This window comes from Rhodococcus sp. KRD197 (assembly GCF_017168235.1).
GTDB lineage: Bacteria > Actinomycetota > Actinomycetes > Mycobacteriales > Mycobacteriaceae > Rhodococcoides.
Genome location: NZ_JABFAO010000004.1, coordinates 1,168,391 through 1,187,196 on the forward strand (window position 1 = coordinate 1,168,391; position 18,806 = coordinate 1,187,196).

The following is an 18,806-nucleotide window of genomic DNA, read 5'->3' on the forward strand; positions in this document are numbered from 1 at the left end:
TTCCTGTCTTCGAGAGTCCCTGGCGCACAGCAGGTGTGCGCCAGGGGCTTTCTCAATTCGGCAGAGCGGCCGGGGTCGTCGTGGTCGGCCTGCTGCTGGCCGGTGGTGTGACGACGGCGGTGGTGGTGATCGCAGTGCTCGGGAGTGGGGAGCTGGGGTCGGCGTCGATGCCGCCCGTATCGGTCGAACCGTTAGCCAGGTCCTTGGCAAGCGCGACGAACCAGTCGGTCACGAACGCCGTCGCCGATTCACCTGTCGGGGTGGTCGGTGTCGACCCGTAGGAGCCGTGTTGAGCGATGGTCGACGAGTACTTCGTCAGGGTCGCCAGGTTCAACAGGTCCTTGTTGTCGGTGATGTTGTCTTTGACAGCGGTGAAGGCCTGGTTGGTCAACCGCGATGTCGTGGCCGGGGGAACGAGCTTGGCGGCCGCGCCGAGGAGCTTGGTTCCGAGCAACCCGACCGCGGCGACGGGGTTGGACATCCCGACTGTGGCGAGTTCGGCGATATTCGCCGGCGTCAGGATCTCTTTCGCGACCGTTTTCACGGCGTTGAACCCGATCGTCCCCACCTTGAGCAGAGCCGAGATCGCCTGGTCGGCAGTCGGTAGCGGGGTATTGGGATCCGATGCCACCGCGAGACGCTCGGACAGGGACTTCTTCGGAGCGATCGACAGGTTCGCCAGCGTCGTTCCCTTGATGTCCTCGTTGACCACCGTCACTGCCGTCTTGATCGAGGTCATCGCCAACGCTTCCGCGACCGAGGACAGGGACCGAACCGGGTCACCGGCCGAGAGCTCGGACTGACCGGCGATGTTGGTCACCACCCGCAGGATCGGCGAATCCGACGGTGCGTCACACGCGAGATCTCCGGACTGGCAGAAGCTCGCGACCCGGCCGGTCAACGCGCCGTAGTTGCTCACCGTGTCCGACGTGGGCGCGATACCTCCACCGGTCGGCGCGTTCTGGTCGAGGGCCTCGATCTTCGAGACCTCTGTCCCTGCGGTGCCCGGTGCAGGCTTTGGGGTCGTCTGCCCTGGTGCACCGGGAAACAGCGGTGCACCCACGGCCCGAGTCGGGTCGCCGAAGGTGGCGACCCCGACGAGCTTGGCGGCCGGAATCGACCCCTGACCGGCTCCGACTTTCTGTGCCCACGTCGAGACCGCGTGAGCGCCCTGGCTGTAGCCGGCGGCGGTGAATTTCGTTTCCGGGCATGCGGCAGCGACCTCCGCAGCCATGGCGTCGATGCTGGTCTCCGCACGCTCGACCGACTGTGTGTAGGGGACGTTGCCGCCGGGCACCGCGCCGCCGAACCCGGCGTCGTACGGCACGTACGCCCGCCCAGCGAGCTCGGTACCACCGGATACGGCTTTGGCGAGCAGAGGCATGAAGACCTGCGAGAGCATCCCGGTGTCGGTCGTCGGCGCGGCATCGGGGGCGGACTCCCCGGTCCCTTGCACGCCGAGGGCGAACAGCGCCGGGCACGGACCTGTGATGAGGTCCGTGCCCGATTCGCTCGGAGCAGCCAACGCCGGCGACGTGGCATTGACCACGACCGCCACAGTGGCGGCCGCAGCCAACGCCACGCGAGCAACGCGGAGTCGAGGACGCGAGGTCACAGGTGCCATCCAGCAGGGGCAACCGAATCCAGGAACGATCCCGCCTGCGCTGCAACGTTGTCGGCAGCGGCGAGTGCATCGGCACCGCCCGGCTGCGCAGCGACGATCTCCCGCACCTCCAACGGATGCGCGGGTGCGATGCTCGCTGCCTCCGGAGGAGTCCATACCGGGGCCGCGACTGGCGTGGGTGCCGGGGCAGGTGCAGGTGCAGGTGCTGGGGCGGGCGAAGGTGCTTCACCGAGGTTTTCGCCCGCACCGTATGCGCCGCCGACGACACCGCCGATGACCGCTCCGGCTGCGCCGACACCGGCCGCTGGAATCAGCGCTGCAGCAGCGCCGACCGCTGCACCGATCGCTGCACCACCGGCTGTGGCGGCGACACCCACCGGGACAGCTCCGACACCGGGGATCAGAACCGACCCGACTCCTGCGCCGGTGATGCCGCCGATGGTGCCGCCGATCAGGCCGCCGGCCAAGATCGCCGCTGGTGCTACGACTGCGTAGGTCGTGACAGCGGAGGTCGTTCCTCCGATGAGGACGCCTGCCGAGGTGCCGGCAGCCATCCGGTCCGAGCGTGTCGTCGGGATACCGAGGTTGTTGAAGTACGTCGCGCCTTGGGCTTCGAGCACAGCGGCGGTGTTGTTGACACGGTCCGCGTCGTCCTGGCTCAACCAACCTGGCTTCTCGCCGGAGATAGCACCGAAACGAACGGTGTTGTCCGGGGCCTGAATCGGAGCAACCGGCGTACCCGGTGCTACGACCGTCTCGTCCTTGGAAGGTTCGGGTACAGCGTCGGTCGAGGGCTGTGGGGCAGGCGTCGGCGGCGTCTGCTCGACTTTGGGTTCGCTGTAGTAGATCGGCGCGTTGTAGTTGGGAACCGAACGGGTCGGTGCGTTGCGGTACTCCGCCGGTGGCACGTAGGGGCCGACGTACTGCCAGTCCGCCGTCGTGCCTGAATCTTGCTGCGATACCGACGGGGACGGTGCAGTGACGCTCGGCTGGCCGCCGGGAACTTCTGTGGTTACCCCGGGCTGCCCTGTCGCGGCAACGGCGAATCCAGCGCCGGTGAACATCGCGGCCACCGTCAAAGTGAGCGCTGCTGTCGCTGACGCTGCGACAGGGCGAGGGATCGCACGGTGGCGTGCTTTAGTTGAAGAGCGAGTCGGCATGGTGATATATCTCCTTTGAGATTTGTTGACCTACAACAAATTTGGATCTCAGATCGGTCGAGCAATTCAGCTATTGACCAGCAGGGAGGCTATGTGGGGCAATCGCATCGGCATGTGTGGATGTCGATCCGATTGCCTCACTTACTCATTTAGATCTAGCCGAACACCACCGACCAGAACCAAGGCTGCTGAAAAATCCACATCGGGTATCGGAATCCTTTCTGTGCGGACGGGTGTGATCTCGAGGAGTGATGTCCCGGCGGGGTCGCGCAGCGCTGAACATGATGAATGCGCTCACTGCGCGACCCTCGCGCCGGTCCACCGGTCGAGCTACAGGGCGCGGGGGAGCTCCTGTAGCTCACGAGTGGGACTATCAGCGAAAGCCCACCCGAGTCGGGTTGCAGTCCGGACTGTCAGGTCTAGGGCTTACGGGTAGGAATGGACCGCTCCTTGCACGATGTGGATGGACTCCACTCGGCTAGCAGGGCTCCGTCGTCACCGATGTATTGGTGGCGACCGGAATGCCCGTGGTCGAGCGAGCAGGCAATCAAGTCGCCATGTGTCCGATTTACGACGATTGACGCGCAGAACTGTTTCTGCGGGAGGAAATTTGGCACCATCGCATCCCGTGCGGCACTCACCTTGATTCGCCCCCGTAACCCCGGCGAAAGCGGCGATGTCGGGCGAATGCACCTGCCGTCGCACTTTGTCCGTAACGGCCCAACGCTGAACTTCGACGACGGCAATTGCTGATCTCAGCCGTCGATGGCAATTGCGATGCGGCAAGGGCGAAAGACGCGAACATGTGGAACTCCCGACAGGAAAGATCGGACGGAACCTGCGAACAGACCGACCTGATGTCCCGCGCTACAAGCAGTGCTGAGAACGACAAGCACCGAGGAATCCCTTTTGGGCGCGCATCAGGACTGTAGAACAGGTTAGGTGCACCGCGCAATCCGTTCTGCTTCGTGGAACTCAAATCGAATAGGTGCATGGATGCAACAGTAACGCGCAACTATAAAACGCACAAGAGTTCGAGGCTGCGGTGGATCGAGCAAGATGGGACTGTCTTGTAGGTTCGACAGGGAGTTGGGGACAGTGCCGCGAAGCGGAGTTCGTGGGTTTCGCGCCGACCGGTTGCGTGAGCTGCGGGTACGTGCGGGGTTCAGTGCTGACGACCTTGCGGCCAAGGTGGGCGCGACCAGGCAAGCAGTGTCGACCTGGGAAACGGGGCGCTCGACGCCACCGCCTGCGACGCTTGGCCGAATTGCGAACGCACTGCACACGTCGGTCGCAGCGCTTGTTCCGATCCCGGAGTCTCAGCTGAAATTGTCCGACCTTAGGGTGCACGCCGCGCTGTCTCAGGGCGACGCTGCGCAGCTGCTCGGGATGTCGAACACCGTTCTCGCCGACATCGAGCGTGGGCGTAAGCCCGAAACCGAGGAGCGCATCGAGTCGTTTGCCGAAACGTATGGGGTGTCGACGCGTACGGTGGCAGCTGCATGGAGTCGAACGCGCGATGCTCGCACGACACGCGCGCAGGTATTGTAAATCACGCAACTATAAAACTGATCTGGGTCCCAATGGTTCCCATCTTTCTCGGTCCGCAGCGGTCTCTGTGGATCCATATGAATCCGCGAAATTATTTACTACTTGCACAATTCGGTCAGAGTGACGAGTGCGGCCGTGGTGTGCTGATCGAGTGAAACTAAAACCGCGTCGATTGTCATCGGCTTCCAATTTCCGTCAAGAGTTCTGAAGCGAAGCACGCCGTTGGCGCGTTCGCGTGCGAGTGCGTTCGACATTTGCTTCGCAATTGGTACGTCGTCCGGATGAATCGCAGGTACCGGTTCGCCAGGAAGGTTTTCCCAGCAGATATCCGGTGCGGGTTCAGAGTTGTACCAGCGCAACAAGTTGAGTGTTCTGAGGTTCACCAGTGCGCGGTACTCGCCTTCTTTGGTGGAAGCCTCCAGAACGCGATGCTCGAGAATCGTAGGTGGGGGAGCGATATTGATTTCCCCTGCGGGGCCGATGTCGTGGGTGATACCCCTCAGGATGACTTCGGTTCCCGAAACCCCGTCTTCGGCAATCATCCGGCACGAGAAGTGCGCGGCCCGAAGTTCACCGTCGTCCCGCCTCACTGTCCAGACCGCTTGGTGAGTGGTGCCCGGCGCTGATTGCACGATCTTCGCCATTGCTTCGCTCTCGTCACGGTTGGTGACCAGTCGGGTGAACGCGCCCGCGAGTGCGCGCTGGGTCTCGCGCTCGTCTTGCGGAACGCGATACAGGTCGAGTAGATCGTCGCTACCGCTTGCCGTGCTATTCGTGAGGTTGAACTGCCACGCCCCCGCGGCGTGGCGTGGAGGTGGAGTCTCGTCACGCTGGCCAAGCCATACCCACGCGCCATGCGTACGGGCAGCAAACGTTTGTAGTGGTTCGGCCACTACTCGCCTGACTCGGTCTTTGGATAGCCGATCCACTACGGCTCCTGTAGAAAGCGCCTCCGCTACCGCGGCGACTGCCTCTTCGCGGCTGGTGGAGCTACGGAGAACTTTACGAGGTGGAACAAAGGATTTGGGCGAAGACCCAACCCCGATGACCGACGGCTCCCCGTCTCCGAACGTCTCAATCAGGATCCAGCTATTCGACATGGTTGACCGACCCCCGCAGGTCTGGTGAGTGAAATGTTAATTGGTGACGGCTTCTCAGCGCCGCCGCAGTGCTTGGAGCGCAGGCAGCAGATGTTGATAATGAGAGCCGAGTAGGCGCGTGGTTACGTCGATGAGGCGGGCGTCATTTCCGATTGTCACCTGCGACTTACCCTTCCATGCGCCCGCAATGATCTTCTGGGCTGCCACTTTAGGGGCGGTTCTGGCTACGCGGGTGTCGAAAAAATTCGCCGTTCGCGCGCGATCAACGCCGGGTGCCGCCCGTGCCGTCCGTGCGATCGGCGTTTTGAGTCCACCAGGGATAACGCACGTCGCACGCGCAGTTCGTGATGCGAGCCGCAGCTCTTGGTTGAGGGCCTCGGTGAAACCTCGTACGGCAAATTTCGACGAGTTGTACGCCGAGTAGCCTGGTGCGGACATAACCCCAAATGCAGACGACACGTTGACGATTCGACCTCGACGTGAATTCAGGATGTCTGGAAGGAAGGCGCGAGAGCTATTCACCACACTCTCGAAGTTGGTTGCCATCACGAGATCGAAGTCAGCTGTGGGAGTGTCGATGACGTCACCCCTGTAGAGAACGCCCGCGACGTTGAAGATCGCATCGAGACCGCCAAGCGCTCTACGTGATGACTCGGCCCACGAGTTGATCTCGGTCCGGTTGGCGACGTCGACTTGGGTCGCGCGTGCGACGGTGGTCATAGCAGCACATCGGGACTGCGTGTCCAGCAGTGCGTCGTAGTTGTTGTCCGCGAGAGCAAGTGACCATTTCTGGCTTGCTAGCTGCAACGCAATTTCGCGGCCGACCCCAGAACCTGCGCCGGTGACCACTGCTCTCCATTCCCCTGGCATCTAACGCCGCCTCCCGCACCTCGCTGCCCTTGGTAACTAGGCACAGTAACGAATGACTGAAGGTCGCGCTAGCAACCAGCTGGTCTGTATTCCGGTTTGTACCCAGTGGTTGGATGCGTTCGTACGGAGATGCTCGAAGATACGATGAAACGTCGGCGTGAAAATGACTTCGGGCCGGAAGTCTCGCCACCGCATTGCACGACGGTCAGTATCGAGCAACGTCTATAAGTACATCGGATGTCCCCGCGGTAAGTTGCATTTTCCGCACCGTTTTGGCTGAAACGCCAGTTCAGCACAGTTTTCGCTCCGCAGCTCTGTCGGTGACCTGCGCTAGGCTGCCGTTATCGACTTCCGGCCAGGCAGAACACCCGCGGTGAGCACATCGGTCGGCCGTGTGGAACTTGCAACTGCGGCCGTGGAGCCGGAGATCCCACCGGCCGTCGCGAAGCGGATCGCGAGAGCGGTGGAATCTTCGCGGTCGGAGGGGACGCGGCGCACCTACGCCGCCGGGTGGCGACGCTTCGCCCGCTGGTGCGAACGCGAGGGACATGCCGCATTGCCGGCGCACCCGGTCACCGTTGCCGCGTATCTCGTCGACGCCGCAGATACCCGCACCGAAGCGGGGGAGCGGTCCTACGCCGTCTCTACCTTCGGGACCTGGATCGCCGCGATCAACCACCAGCACCGCACCACCGGACACCTCTCCCCGTCCGCACACGAACTCGTCACCGCCACCCTGTCCGGGATACGCCGGGAGTACGCCGCCGCGGGGGACCGCGCCCGCACCCCGCGAGACCCGTTGCTTGTCGATGACATGAAACTCCTTGTCGAGACGGCCCGGAAGCGGTGTCGCGGGTGGGCCGACGAGGTCCTCGAACGCCGTGACTCGGCAATTCTGCTCCTCGGCTTCGCCGGCGCATACCGCCGGAGCGAGTTGTCAGAGATGGCGTGTGGGGACGTCACTGTGCATCGGTACGACGGCCTCCACATCCGGTTGCGGAAGTCGAAGACCGACCAAGAGGGCAGAGGAGCGGTGAAAGCGCTGCCGTACACCGACTCTCACGAGACCTGCCCGCCATGCGCGTACGTTCGCTGGGTCCAGATCGTCGGCGCATTCGACGTCGGCGGCAGGCCGTCGGTGATTAGGCTGCTCCGTAAACGGGAGTTGTTCGACGCGCACGTGTGCCGTGGGGGAGTACCTCGCACCGCCGCTCGCGCGCCGCTGTTTCGCGCCATCGCCAAGAACGGAAACCTGGGGGACACTGCGTTGTCCGGAGCAGCAATCCACCAGACCATCCGTCGCCGTGCTGACCACGCGGGCTTCGACCCAACCGCTCTCGCCAAGCTCGGAGGTCATTCCCTGCGCGCTGGGTTTGTCACACAGGGCACCCGCAACGGTGCCGACGGATCCGCCATCGCCCGCCAAACCGGCCACGCCAGCCTCGACTCGGTCGAGGTGTACCGCCGCGAGCACACCCCACTCGTTGGGAATGCCGTCAACGACATCGGCTTATAGCCAGTCTGCCTGGAGGTGACGGTCTCGCGACCCTAGAGCCGCCGGGTCGCCCTCGTTGATTCGCATCACGTACGTGCTCGCAATTTCGTTGTCGCCTGTCAGAGGCTTTTGGAGTCACGGGCTCCATCGCATAGTTAGAACTGTCGGTGCCCAGCTGTAGCCTCCTGGTGAGAAACCGGGAGCAGATAAGAACCTTGTAGAACGCCAAGCGATTCTTCGTCGTTGGGTGATGCCGTCGAGCGATTACGAGAAGGACAAGCAGGACCGCGCTCTACGGATGGTCAAGAGCGCCATTGACGCGTGGCCGGCCTTCAATGGCGTGGCGTACCACATCTACGCGAAAGGCTCCTACGCCAACAACACGAACGTCCGCCTCGACAGTGATGTCGACATCGCGGTGCAAAACCGAGAGTGCCTTTACTACGAGTACAACGGCTGCGAGCAACCGTCGAGTGAAGGGACCCCTACATATGACGGCGATTGGACACCGCCACTCTGGCGCGCCGAAATCTTGGCGGCGCTAGATGCAAAATTCCCAGGCGAGGTTTCCGGGTCCGGAGTCGTCGCCATCACCATCGACGAGCACGACGGCACCCGCCCCGACATAGACGTGGTCCCAAGTTTTGACTACGTCCGCTACGACTCGTCCGACCAAACCCGGCAGCATAGAGGCAGCAAGGTGTTCCCGAAAACTGGATCGCCCATTGTCAACTACCCGCAACAGCAACTCGACCGCGGCACGGCCAAGAACGGACGGACCAACGGCCGATACAAGAGATTCGCACGTGCTCTGAAGAGTGCAGAGAACCAATTGGTCGCAGACGGCACCATCAGCGACCTGCCGTCCTACTTCATGGAGTGTCTTATCTGGAATGTGCAGGACGAGATACTCACGGGTGGGTCGGATCTCAGCGCCGGGTTCAAGTCCGTGCTCGTGTGGCTGTGGAACGGATTGAAGGAAGAGAACTACGTGCGGACAGACTGGGAAGAACCGAACGGGTTGAAGTATCTCTTCCACCCCGGAGCCAAATGGACTCCGGGCGATGCACGTGAACTCGTGCTCGCGACCTGGCAGTACCTGGACTACTAATGTCTAAGGACCAAGCTCGGCTTGTCCGGATCGTCGCCGTTGCAGTCAGCGCGGTTTGGGGCGCTGGGCTTTACCTCAGCGGCGTCGATATCGATGACTCGATGCGACGACTTCTCGCCTACATTCCGTCCGCCTCCGTGTTACTCGCTGTCGCTTTCGACCTCTGGATCTGGAAGTGGCCAGGGGTTCATATATTGGTAGGGCGACCACGTATGGACGGAACCTGGCGCACGACCATCCGGCCGCACCAGAAGAGTCGAATTCCGAAGGGTGGGAACTGGGGGCCGATCACAAGCGCTGTGGTCGTTGAGCAGACGTTCTGGACGATCAGCGTGCGACTGCTGACGGCCGAGAGTTCTTCGATGTCGGAGATCGCATCATTGCGCAACCACGGCGAAAGCAAAGAGCAAACGCTGCTGACCTACACGTACCGAAACGAGCCGCGGGCGGAACACCGCCCGCGGAGCGCTCCGCACCGAGGGGCATGTGAGTTCACTGTGGTCGGAAGACTCCCCAAGTACATCACCGGCACGTATTGGACCGACCGCTTTACGGTCGGAGATATGGACCTGACCTACGTCGACCGAAAGAAGGACCGCCAATCGCTGGCCGATCTTCCCCTGTCCTGACTAAAGGAGACTTCGGCGGAGCCGTGCAAAAAAAGTTCGACCCGTGAGACACTCGACACTCTGAATTGCCCCGAGTTTTCTTGCCGCTTCCACGCTTGCGACATCTCCGGGTAGAGGGTCGATTCTTGACTGTAGTAGACCTGCTCGACCGACGGGGCGCCGTCACGATCGCTTGCGTAGGTCAAGATGCGTTGACGGTGCGGTAACTGAGGTTTATGCCTCTGGCGTGCCAGAGGCCGTCGTGTTCACATGTCGAAAAAGGTGAGGATCTGTGCAGTCACCTGCTCCATGGTCGGACATACGTACTTGTCGCTGCAGCGACCGGTCGGAACCGCCCAGCCCAGGTGGCAACGGTCCTTGCCTACCGGGTCGACGTCGATTGACTTCGTCGGACTTCGGAAGACGCTCGACCCCGGAACTCGCTCAACACTTTGATCTCGGTTCGGATGTTCCCACCTGAACTCGGGCGGGCACTTGAACTCCCGAATCGTCAGCTCAGGGGGTGTATATGGATCCACACCGGTCCGCGAAACCGTGTGAGTTACTACCAGGAGGTTAGGGGTTCAAATGCCCGTCCGAAAGGCGAGTTCTACACTGTAATGATGAATATGTCGTGGCTCGAGAGCAACGACTTGCAGCGCTCAGAGCGCTCCAAATCAACGTGCATTCAGGCGGATCCACCACGGTCCACACGGTTTTACCAGACGAATCTCGGTGTCACGAGCGTGTCACATGTCGGTACGAACGAGGGTGGATTCGGGTGGTACGGACTGGACGATTGACGCAGGTCAGAGTATCTGTGATGGTTCCATGCGGACGTATCTGGTTGTCTCGCAACATACTTGTAAGCGAGCGGTCAACGGTTCAATCCCGTTAGGAGGCTCCAGCGAGAAGGCCCTGACCAGTGAAATGGTTGGGGCTTTTTCTTGTCGGCCTGGTGGGGAGCGCTCGATTCGGGAATGAGCCGGTTCGTTGACCTGGAGTTATTGGGCGATCGCGACCTGGGGATTTGATGGTTCGGCGGCTCGATTCGGCGTTGGGTGTCACAGAATGTCACAACTCGTTGCTAACTCATCGGTGAGCATTCGTGTGGATGTAGGTGGATCCGCATGGCCTGGGCACGCGGCGTCGGCGTTCGCTCGGGGTGTTGCAGTCAGTGTTGGTTCTGTAGGCTCTGAGCCTACGTATCCGATACTGACTGGAGGTAGCCGTGACTTCGAGCGATGTTCGACGCCGTCAGACAGGGTTACCTCCCGAATTTGCTCGCCTCCCGATGCGGATGGTGCGGGCTGCGACGGCCGCGCGAGTGTATGCCCATCCGCGTCCAGAGCTGGCGCGTTTGACGGACTTGGGTCTGCTGCATCGTGTGGCGACGGGCTTCTATGTGGCGGTGCCCGACGATCAGGTGGGTGGCGGTTGGATGCCTGGGTTGGAGGCTGCTTCGGCCGGTATCGCGGTTGCCGCATACGGCTTAGATGATGCTGTCGTGATGGGTGTCAGCGCGGCTCGGTTGCACGGTGTGATTCCGCGGGCGTTGGCGACGGCTGTGGTGGCTGTGCCGACGCGACACGATCCGATTCAGTTGGCCGACCGGCAGGCAGTAGTCCGGTTCGTCGTGCGCGATACAGCGCGTCTGGATGCGGAGCGGATCGATACGGAGTTGGGCCCGGTGTTGGTGACGACGCCCGAGCAAACGGTGTTGGATCTGGTGAAGCGGCCAGGGCTCGGTGATGCCGAAAGCGAGGCGTGGCCAGCGGTCGAGCAGTTGTATCGACGGTGCGATCCAGAGGTGCTAGCCGAGATCGCTGAGGCTCAGAAGATGCGAACGACGTTGACGCGGGTGAAGGATCGGTTGGGGGAGCGAGGGTGAATGTAGACGAGTTGGCCTCGGTGGCTGCGCAATTCGGTGTCGCGCGTGCCCAGGTCGAGCGGGATCATCTCATCTCGCACCTGCTCGGCTATCTGAGTGCGCACTTCGCGGACCGGGTTGTATTCATTGGCGGAACAGCCTTGGCTCGAACGCATTTGGTCGACGGTCGTCTCAGCGAGGACATCGACCTGATCGCGGTCGGTCCCAGATCTGAGGTCGCTGGTGATCTCGACCGCGCTTTGCCGCGCGCTGTCATGCGCAGCCACGGGCGACTGGTGTGGGATCCGGCGATCACCGAGGTGCCCGAGCACCTCGGTGCAGTGTTGAGGTCGCAGTTCGGTCTGACGGTCAAGGTGCAGTTGCTGTCGGCGGAAGGTCGCCCGGCATGGCCGCTGGAGAGCCGGTAGCTCGAACAGCGGTATGAGGATGCACCCGGAGCTGCGTTGACGATGCCTACGCGGCCCGCGTTCGTTGCGGGTAAGACAGCCACCTGGTGTGATCGGCGGGCATCGCGTGATCTGTGGGACTTGTGGGCACTGAATCGGATTGGCGCATTCGAGCCGGAAGTGGCCAATTTGTATCGGAGGTTCGGGCCTACGAACAAGCTGCCGGGTGAATGGCAGTTCGCAGATGCGCCGACCGAGGCTGATTGGGAAAGTCAGCTATCGGGGCAGACGCGGCTGAATGTGACAGCACCCGAGGCCGCAGCGGACGTTGCGCAGGCTTGGGCAGTCCTAGACCTGCGATCGGACAGGCATCGAAGGTAGGACGCAGCATTCGACAGAATGGTACTTAGATCGTGATTCGTCAAATGGGCTCGTTAGACAGGTTGTCGTAGGACTTGGACTGGGGCTTGAGTTTCGGGGATCGACTATCGCTGATTGATGAAAGCAGACGAAGGTGTGACGGCGATACGGTGTAGCGCGCGTGAGTTGCTTCGGTCGCGAGATCCAGGGCGTACATATACGCGACGTAACCCCAGTACAGCGCCTCGGGTTGTTCCTGGCGTCGGTGCACACGGCGCGCCAATTCCCATGTCAAGTCTTGGAGAGTCCAAGCCGTCTCCACTTGGATGATGTACGGATCGAGTGGACCAGTCGTCAAGAGCGATTCGCTCTCGGGATGGCGCACCATGTTTCTCACCGACGACAGTCTGACGCCGTGAGAGTCTTGTGCCGCAGTGATGTAGGTGAGGTGACGTTGCTTATCCATGACTCGTTTTTCGATGTCGTTGAAGGTCACACGCTTTTGCTTGAGTCGTTCGCTCGCCCACCCGTACGGTCTAATGAGACTTGAGCCGTACTTCGTTTCGAGCCTTGCTGCTTCGTGTTCGACTGCCGTTCTGCGCGCTCGCTCCGCTTTGCTAAAACGCGCGTCCCGCATCAAATGATTAGTGTCGCCATTGCGTATCCTTAGGTACTGTTCGACTATGTGACTGTGCTTGTAGCGTTCCGCAACCATGTTGGGCGACTTCGCGATAAAGAGTGCCGTTACGGTTATCTCGTAGAGGGTTCTCCATCGTGCGGTAGCGCCGGTAGGTAGTCCAGCGGAAATGAGGGTTACTACTTCCTCTGCAACGATAAGTGCTTGACTGTGGAGTTCGCAAAGGATATCAAGTTTAGCGTTCGATCTCGTGCTGACCCGCCAGTTTGTAGCGCTCTCCGTATTAATATGTTCTGCAACTGTCAGGTAACCGTAGAAATTCCTTTCGTAGGGTGTTACGTATTTGTCTAGGTCATCCTGAAGTGCTTTTCTTGCTTTAATTCGATTGCGGCCCAAATCGTAACCTAGCTCCTCGTTCCGGTATTCGAGAGTCTCACCGAATTCGCTAACTTCCCTCATGATTTCTTTTGGATTCCATGAGCTTGACCGGCTACTCGCTGAAATGCTTGACCTGATACTTCTGCGTAACCGTCGCAGCAGCAAGTGGTTTTGTTGCATTGCGTCGTCGACTAAGCTCGAGTTGGCCTCAGCTGAGGTTGTCATGTGGTCCTATCTCTGGGATTCTTGCTCAGGTGATTAACTCGACACGCAATGGGACACGGCGATATGCTGCCTGGCAATCGACTGCGAGGCGGAGGTTCGCTGCAAGCTCGATTCCGTGCAAATTCAGTAGAAAATTATAACTGCGAGAGTTCGTAGAATTATCATAGAATGGATTTTCAATCGACTCGAACGAACCGCAGGCTTTTTAGTCGTTGCCATATTCGGGTTCGAGATGTGCAATGTAGTCTTCCGTTCCGTCGACGGCAAAGGTCGAATCTATTCCGGCCGTCTCTAGGAGTTCAGGCCGATCGAGAACGAGGCGGCAGTTCGAGCAGCTGAAGTACTCCGAATAAATCGTCAGCTCAACCGTGGTATCCCAGTCGTGTTCGTCAACTTGGTGATGCTCTAAGGATCGATCTTCAACATCGTCGCCCTCGATCGTCCCTGTCTTACCGCAAGCGGGGCAGTGGGCATTCTCGGTGTACCGGAGACCGGCGGTTTGCGAGATGCCGGGAGACCATTGCTTGGCGATTTTGGCGGGCAAGGACCCGGCGTGGTGCTGTTTAAGTCGAGTTCGAGCTTGCTCTATGAGCATTTCGGTGCGGTGCTCGATATTTTTTCGATTCTGATCCAAGTGATGCTCGACGATATTTTCCCGGTCGCCGCCGACAAGGTCTGCGATATCTCGATCGATAGCGCCATTGAGGATGACGGCCTGCCTCCAGAACAGGGGCCACCAGCCATCCTCGGGGATATTGGTGAAACCAGGGGTCGCGCCGTGAAGGTACTCGTTACGCGCATTGCAAAGCTTGGCTGCTTCGTCTGAACTGAACGGTCGGAAGGCGCGTTGGCAACGGGTGAAGACGGTTTTTGCGCGGACGGAGACGAACTGCGCTTCACCTTCGAGCAACCCCGTCGCGATCAGTAAGTTTGTACCTTCCTCTGTGGGCTCGGCAATCAGCACTGGCGAGGTGCGCGAAAGAGCGGCCTTGCCTAAAAGCTCAAGCGCCAAAGTTGCCCAAAGGGCACGTTCGTCGAACGGGCGTACGTCTTGTTCGTCCATGGCGCGGTTGAGAAACATTTTTGCCTTGAGCCAGAGTGCATCGTGGTCATACGGAGCTGTCATGCCCGCACCACCGGAGCCGGTTGCAATCGCAGGGCCTTGGGCATACGTCCAACTTTGAGGCCTGCCCGCAGCATCTCGCGGCCCGGTTCGCCGGACGTGTCGCCACGGCAATGCAATACGTTGCTGTTGTCGATGACAAGGACGCGGCCAGGCGTGTCCCATTGAAAAGGGATGCTCTCAGCGCGCCTGGAGTTGAGGTACTCGGATGCGCGTGAAGCACGGCCGTCCGCCGGCGACATGCAACCCGGGTCGTACCTCAATTGGGCCGGCGTGATCGTCAACGATGGAGCGAGAAAACACGAGTTGCCAGCACGGACGGTGAACAACCCATTACGAAGGTCCTCGACGGGCCGATTATCGCTGTCATGCGAACGAAACCGCCACAAGAAGGTAGGGACACCGCTGCCTTGCGGACAGGACAGGACTATGTAGTCCGGAGGAGCAACATGATGCGCACCGTCCGTATGGAGGGGCTGCTCGCCTAGGCCGACGAGCGCGCTCAGTGATCGTTGGTGCGCCTCATCGGCGTCGGTAGGTCGGAGTAAGTCGACGACCGGGCCCGAGTCCCTGTTGCTCACAGGCCAAAGAGTCGGCTTTGCATGCCGCAATAGGACGTCGAACGAGACTGCATCAGTGGTGGCCCATCCGTTCTGCTGAGCTAGTCGAATCAGGGTTATCAAGTCGTTCGCCACTCCCGACCTCCCGTGCCAATTGGGAACGCTGGCGTGCAGTACACCATATCGATGGCTAAAACGACGGTTGGGGATGAATGAGGTCGTCAAGCAACCCAATGCCGCCTGCATCGACAGCCAAACGCGCACCCACGACGCGCGAGGCTGACGGCGCTCATCGAAAGTGCTCAACTTCGGTCAGCGAAAGTGCTCACCCGGTAGCGGTGATCACTGTAGCGGTTGACGGGTCCCGGTGACGGCTTTGCGGAGCTTCTCCGAACGTGCGTTGTGGTCGCGGAGCCGGTAGGAATCACCGGACATGTCGAGGACTACCGATCGATGCAGGAGACGGTCGAGCATGGCTGCTGCAACGGTGTCGTCACTGAGAACCGTTCCCCACGAACCGACACCACGATTGCTCGTGATCACGATCGATGTCTTCATATATCGTTGCGAGACAACCTGAAACAACGCCGACGCCGCCTCTCCCGGCAACGGTAGATACCCGAGTTCATCGATCACCAGCAGTGTCGGCCCGGCATAGAACCGCATCGTCGTCGCCCACCTGCCTTCGATCGCGGCCCGGTGACACCGCGCAGCTAGATCGGCAGCGGTGGTGAAGTACGTCCGATACCCGGCATGCGCAGCCGCCCTCGCGAGCCCGACCGACAGATGCGTTTTCCCGACACCGGGCGGTCCGATGAGCAGCACATTCGTCGCCGTCTCCAAGTATCGGCAGGTCGTGAGCTCGTCGATGAGCTTGCGGTCGACACCGGCTGCGGCGTCGTAGTCGAAGTCCTCCAGAGACGCCGGCGTCGGCAGGCACGCGAACCGCAGTCGCCCGGTCAACCGGCGTGCCTCGGTCGCGTCGACCTCGATCGAGAGCAACCGATCCAACGCCGCCGTCATCGACAGCTCCTCGGCCGCAGCTTGGTCAAGAACCGAGGGCAACGCTTCGGCGGCGTCGTGAAGTTTCAGGACCGCGAGGTGGCCGCGCAGGCGCTGATAGAGACTGGCAACCTCGGCCGTGTTCGGTGCCGGCATCCGGTCGCTCGTCTTCATGTCGGCCATCAGAGGGTGTTCCTTCCGTGTGCAGCCCGTTCGTAGACCGACAGGTCGTAGATGACCGCCCCAGTCTCAGTGGATTCGGTTGCGTGACTGCCGATTGCGGTCTGAACGTCTTGGGCGGACGGTGTTGATTCGGTCGATGTTCGGAGTTTCTCTGCGGCAGCGAGGGCGTCGGGTCCGGGTGGGATGCGTTCTTTGCGGCGGTGCGGGCGGCCGGTGTTCGCACCGGACATCGCTACTTGTTCGAGGGCGTAGATGTGGCCGTGGTCGCGGCCATCGCCCCGGTTCCGTCGGCTGCGAGGTGGTGTCGGGCGATGGTGATGCCGGAGGCGGTGACGATGTCGATGACATCGGCGCCCAGAACGTGCGTCACGGTCACTGCAGCACAGTCGAGTTCGGGTGGGACCGAATACCGGTTACCGCGATAGGAGACCAACGCTTGGCGGGAGGCGATCCGGTCGGTGGTCAGGATCGCCGGATACGCAGTAGCCGGCATCGGATGCAGCCCTTCGGTGGTGGCGATCGTCGCCACCGACGCCTTCCCGTCTTTCGTGGGTCGCAGCCGGGTGTCGCCGCGCAGACTGCAGAACCGGTCGAGGCTCGCTTGCGCTTGCTCGACGGTCAGATCGTCCGAGAGTGTTCGCCACCACCGCTGTGCGGCAGTGTGATTAGACCTCTCCACCGCGCCTTTGCGGTTGCCGCGACGTGGTGGACAGATCGCGACGGAGACACCGTAGTGTTTCGCGACGCCGGCGAAGCTGGCCGTGACCCGGCCCGACTCCGGGTGGCAAACCGTCGCCATCCGATCGAACCGCCACACGCGGCTGACTCCGCCGAGTCCTCGGCAGATGCGGTCGAGTCCGTCGACGACATGCGGCTGCGTCATGTTCGGGGCGAGGACCCCGCGCCATTTGCCCGAGCAGGCCAACGTTCCGACGAACAGATGTGCCATCGAACCCCACCCCCAGGAGGCGGGCGGGTTGGGTAGTTCGACCCAATCCCACTGGGTCTCTTCACCGGGCGGGTGTTCGATCACCGCGTTGGGTCTTTCGGTTGCGGCGAGGCAGGCTTGGCAGATCGGGCGGAGTTTCAGCTCGCGGATCTTGCGGTGCAACGTTTGATACGACATCACATATCGGAGGTCTTCGAGCTCGTCGCACAAGGTACGGACCCACAGGTGCGGGTCGTCGATCAGGCGTGCGGTGACGTAGGCCAGGAACACCTCGAAGGGGTCCGGTGTGCTGCGTTTGCGCACTCCAGGGGGTGGTGGTCCCGTTGAGGTAGGACCGTATGGTCTTGCGGTCGCGGCCGGTATGGCGCGCGATGTCGGCGATCTTCCAGCCTCGTTGGTGCAGGGCGTGTATTTCCACGTCTTCCTCCCGTGTAAGCATGAGGAGCGGGTCTCCTTCGGGTAGCTGGTGTGTGGTCAGAGACCACCAGCATCCGGGGAGACCCGCCCTCGTTGGCGGTGCCACACGGGTGGGGAATTTCAGTGAGAGTCAATGGGGAGTTTCGATGAGCGCCGTCACGAGATAATCGGCAGGCACGATTCGGCGATATCCGACAGTAATTCGTCTGGCTCGTAGCGGGCGTCAGCTGTCCAGCGCGGCGAAATAGTGATTGAACACGATATTGGCGGTGGTAGTGGAGAAGGACAATTGCGCAACCACGTGGGCGACGACACCGTCGGTGTTGATCCACCCGTAGCCGTGCGCGGCACCGCTAGTGGTGTTGAACAGATGGTCGACCATGATCTGCGCATAGTCCGGGTCGTGCCCTGTTGCGGTGATGACGCCAGGTAGAACGACGGTCTTCAGGTTGTCTAGCAGGGTGCTTTCGTTGAGCTGGCCAGACGTCTTGTGTGGAGGGTCGTAGGCGGCGAGCGATCGGACGGTGCTGCCGGGGGGTGGGCACATCCCTGGCATGAGACGCCGCGCAGCGGGTGAGTCGATCTGCTTGACGAATTTGCGTGCTGATTTGCTTTCAAGCTGGTAGAGCGAGCCCATGCGCTGAGCGGCGGTGGAGAGGTCGGTGTCGGAAACGACGTAAGCCAGGTGCGAGGCCCCGAGGAGCGATGTGCGAATGGCGGACATCAGTGTGGTCACCGGGATCGAGTGCCCGCCAAATTTTTCGAGCGTAAGGGTGACGAACTGCAGGTTGTGCACGGCGTGTTCGAGAGCATTCCTCAGCAGCAGCGACGGTGTGGGGTCTGAGCCCGCGTATTGAATATCTAGTTCGGCCACAAGCGATCCTGGTGTCGCTGACCTTGAGTGCAAAAGGTCGGCTTGCATGCCGTCGATGAGCGCGGCGCATCGTCCGTACTCTTTGCCGTCTTCGGGCCCATGTGTGAAGTAGGTGTCGAACACACTCCCGACCCTAGCGAGTGAGCGAGCCTTTGAGCTGCCGTTCGGGTCAGCTTGATCCGTCCCGGTGTTTCCGGAGGGTTCGTCTCAGGGAAAGATGAAACCTCATGGCAGCAGGATCGAAGCGGTACTCGGCGGAGTTGAAGAAGGATGCCATCGATATGGTGGCCCGGTTGGTGGCG

Annotated in this window: 14 protein-coding genes and 2 pseudogenes; 7 read left to right on the top strand and 9 right to left on the bottom strand. The window is 61.2% G+C overall.

Annotated features, from left to right (window positions below):
* Positions 1-52: 52 nt before the first annotated feature.
* Both J1M86_RS11840 and J1M86_RS11845 read right to left on the bottom strand, forming a co-directional pair.
* Positions 53-1,624: a cutinase family protein gene (locus J1M86_RS11840; protein WP_121870943.1), complete on the bottom strand. Its 1,572-nt coding sequence runs from the start codon at positions 1,622-1,624 to the stop codon at positions 53-55.
* Positions 1,612-2,784, bottom strand: a complete 1,173-nt coding sequence (locus tag J1M86_RS11845; protein WP_141216328.1) for a hypothetical protein — start codon at positions 2,782-2,784, stop codon at positions 1,612-1,614. The genes J1M86_RS11840 and J1M86_RS11845 overlap by 13 nt, the downstream gene beginning before the upstream one ends.
* 1,098 nt (positions 2,785-3,882) lie before the next feature.
* Between J1M86_RS11845 and J1M86_RS11850 the strand changes: the two genes are divergently transcribed.
* Positions 3,883-4,335 (top strand): helix-turn-helix transcriptional regulator, encoded by a 453-nt coding sequence (locus J1M86_RS11850; RefSeq protein ID WP_094650845.1) that lies wholly within the window; start codon positions 3,883-3,885, stop codon positions 4,333-4,335.
* Positions 4,336-4,433: 98 nt separating this feature from the next.
* Here the strand turns inward: J1M86_RS11850 and J1M86_RS11855 are convergent, their stop codons facing one another.
* Both J1M86_RS11855 and J1M86_RS11860 read right to left on the bottom strand, forming a co-directional pair.
* Positions 4,434-5,435, bottom strand: coding sequence for a GAF domain-containing protein (locus J1M86_RS11855; protein WP_094650844.1), 1,002 nt, complete (start codon positions 5,433-5,435; stop codon positions 4,434-4,436).
* 54 nt (positions 5,436-5,489) lie between these two features.
* Complete coding sequence (locus J1M86_RS11860; protein WP_094650843.1) at positions 5,490-6,305, bottom strand: SDR family oxidoreductase; 816 nt, start codon at positions 6,303-6,305, stop codon at positions 5,490-5,492.
* Positions 6,306-6,678: 373 nt separating this feature from the next.
* Between J1M86_RS11860 and J1M86_RS11865 the strand changes: the two genes are divergently transcribed.
* From J1M86_RS11865 to J1M86_RS26855, 6 genes and pseudogenes are all read left to right on the top strand, one after another.
* Entirely contained in the window at positions 6,679-7,821 is a 1,143-nt protein-coding gene (locus tag J1M86_RS11865) for an integrase (protein WP_249277103.1), read from the top strand.
* 229 nt (positions 7,822-8,050) lie between these two features.
* Positions 8,051-8,911 carry a hypothetical protein gene (locus J1M86_RS11870; protein ID WP_094650841.1) on the top strand — a complete coding sequence of 287 codons (861 nt, stop codon included), beginning with the start codon at positions 8,051-8,053 and terminating at the stop codon, positions 8,909-8,911.
* On the top strand, positions 8,911-9,540 hold the full coding sequence (locus tag J1M86_RS11875; protein WP_094650840.1) for a hypothetical protein: 630 nt from the start codon (positions 8,911-8,913) through the stop codon (positions 9,538-9,540). The genes J1M86_RS11870 and J1M86_RS11875 overlap by 1 nt, the downstream gene beginning before the upstream one ends.
* Before the next feature lie 1,210 nt (positions 9,541-10,750).
* Positions 10,751-11,410 (top strand): type IV toxin-antitoxin system AbiEi family antitoxin, encoded by a 660-nt coding sequence (locus tag J1M86_RS11880; protein ID WP_307786615.1) that lies wholly within the window; start codon positions 10,751-10,753, stop codon positions 11,408-11,410.
* Entirely contained in the window at positions 11,407-11,817 is a 411-nt protein-coding gene (locus tag J1M86_RS26850) for a nucleotidyl transferase AbiEii/AbiGii toxin family protein (protein WP_307786616.1), read from the top strand. Before J1M86_RS11880 ends, J1M86_RS26850 begins: the two co-directional genes overlap by 4 nt.
* A gap of 18 nt (positions 11,818-11,835) precedes the next feature.
* Positions 11,836-12,177 (top strand): annotated as a pseudogene (locus J1M86_RS26855) (nucleotidyl transferase AbiEii/AbiGii toxin family protein); the annotation flags it as partial.
* 40 nt (positions 12,178-12,217) lie between these two features.
* Here the strand turns inward: J1M86_RS26855 and J1M86_RS11890 are convergent.
* The 5 genes and pseudogenes from J1M86_RS11890 to J1M86_RS11910 all read right to left on the bottom strand — a co-directional run bounded on the left by J1M86_RS11890 (position 12,218) and on the right by J1M86_RS11910 (position 18,504).
* Positions 12,218-13,252, bottom strand: coding sequence for a DUF5677 domain-containing protein (locus J1M86_RS11890; protein WP_206509947.1), 1,035 nt, complete (start codon positions 13,250-13,252; stop codon positions 12,218-12,220).
* Between the two features lie 349 nt (positions 13,253-13,601).
* On the bottom strand, positions 13,602-14,522 hold the full coding sequence (locus J1M86_RS11895; RefSeq protein WP_206509948.1) for a hypothetical protein: 921 nt from the start codon (positions 14,520-14,522) through the stop codon (positions 13,602-13,604).
* An 899-nt stretch (positions 14,523-15,421) separates the two neighbouring features.
* Positions 15,422-16,264 carry an IS21-like element helper ATPase IstB gene (gene istB, locus J1M86_RS11900; protein WP_206509949.1) on the bottom strand — a complete coding sequence of 281 codons (843 nt, stop codon included), beginning with the start codon at positions 16,262-16,264 and terminating at the stop codon, positions 15,422-15,424.
* Positions 16,264-17,652, bottom strand: a pseudogene (locus J1M86_RS11905) (transposase). Before J1M86_RS11905 ends, istB begins: the two are co-directional and overlap by 1 nt.
* 201 nt (positions 17,653-17,853) lie before the next feature.
* Positions 17,854-18,504, bottom strand: a complete 651-nt coding sequence (locus tag J1M86_RS11910; RefSeq protein WP_206509950.1) for a hypothetical protein — start codon at positions 18,502-18,504, stop codon at positions 17,854-17,856.
* Between the last annotated feature and the right edge of the window lie 302 nt (positions 18,505-18,806).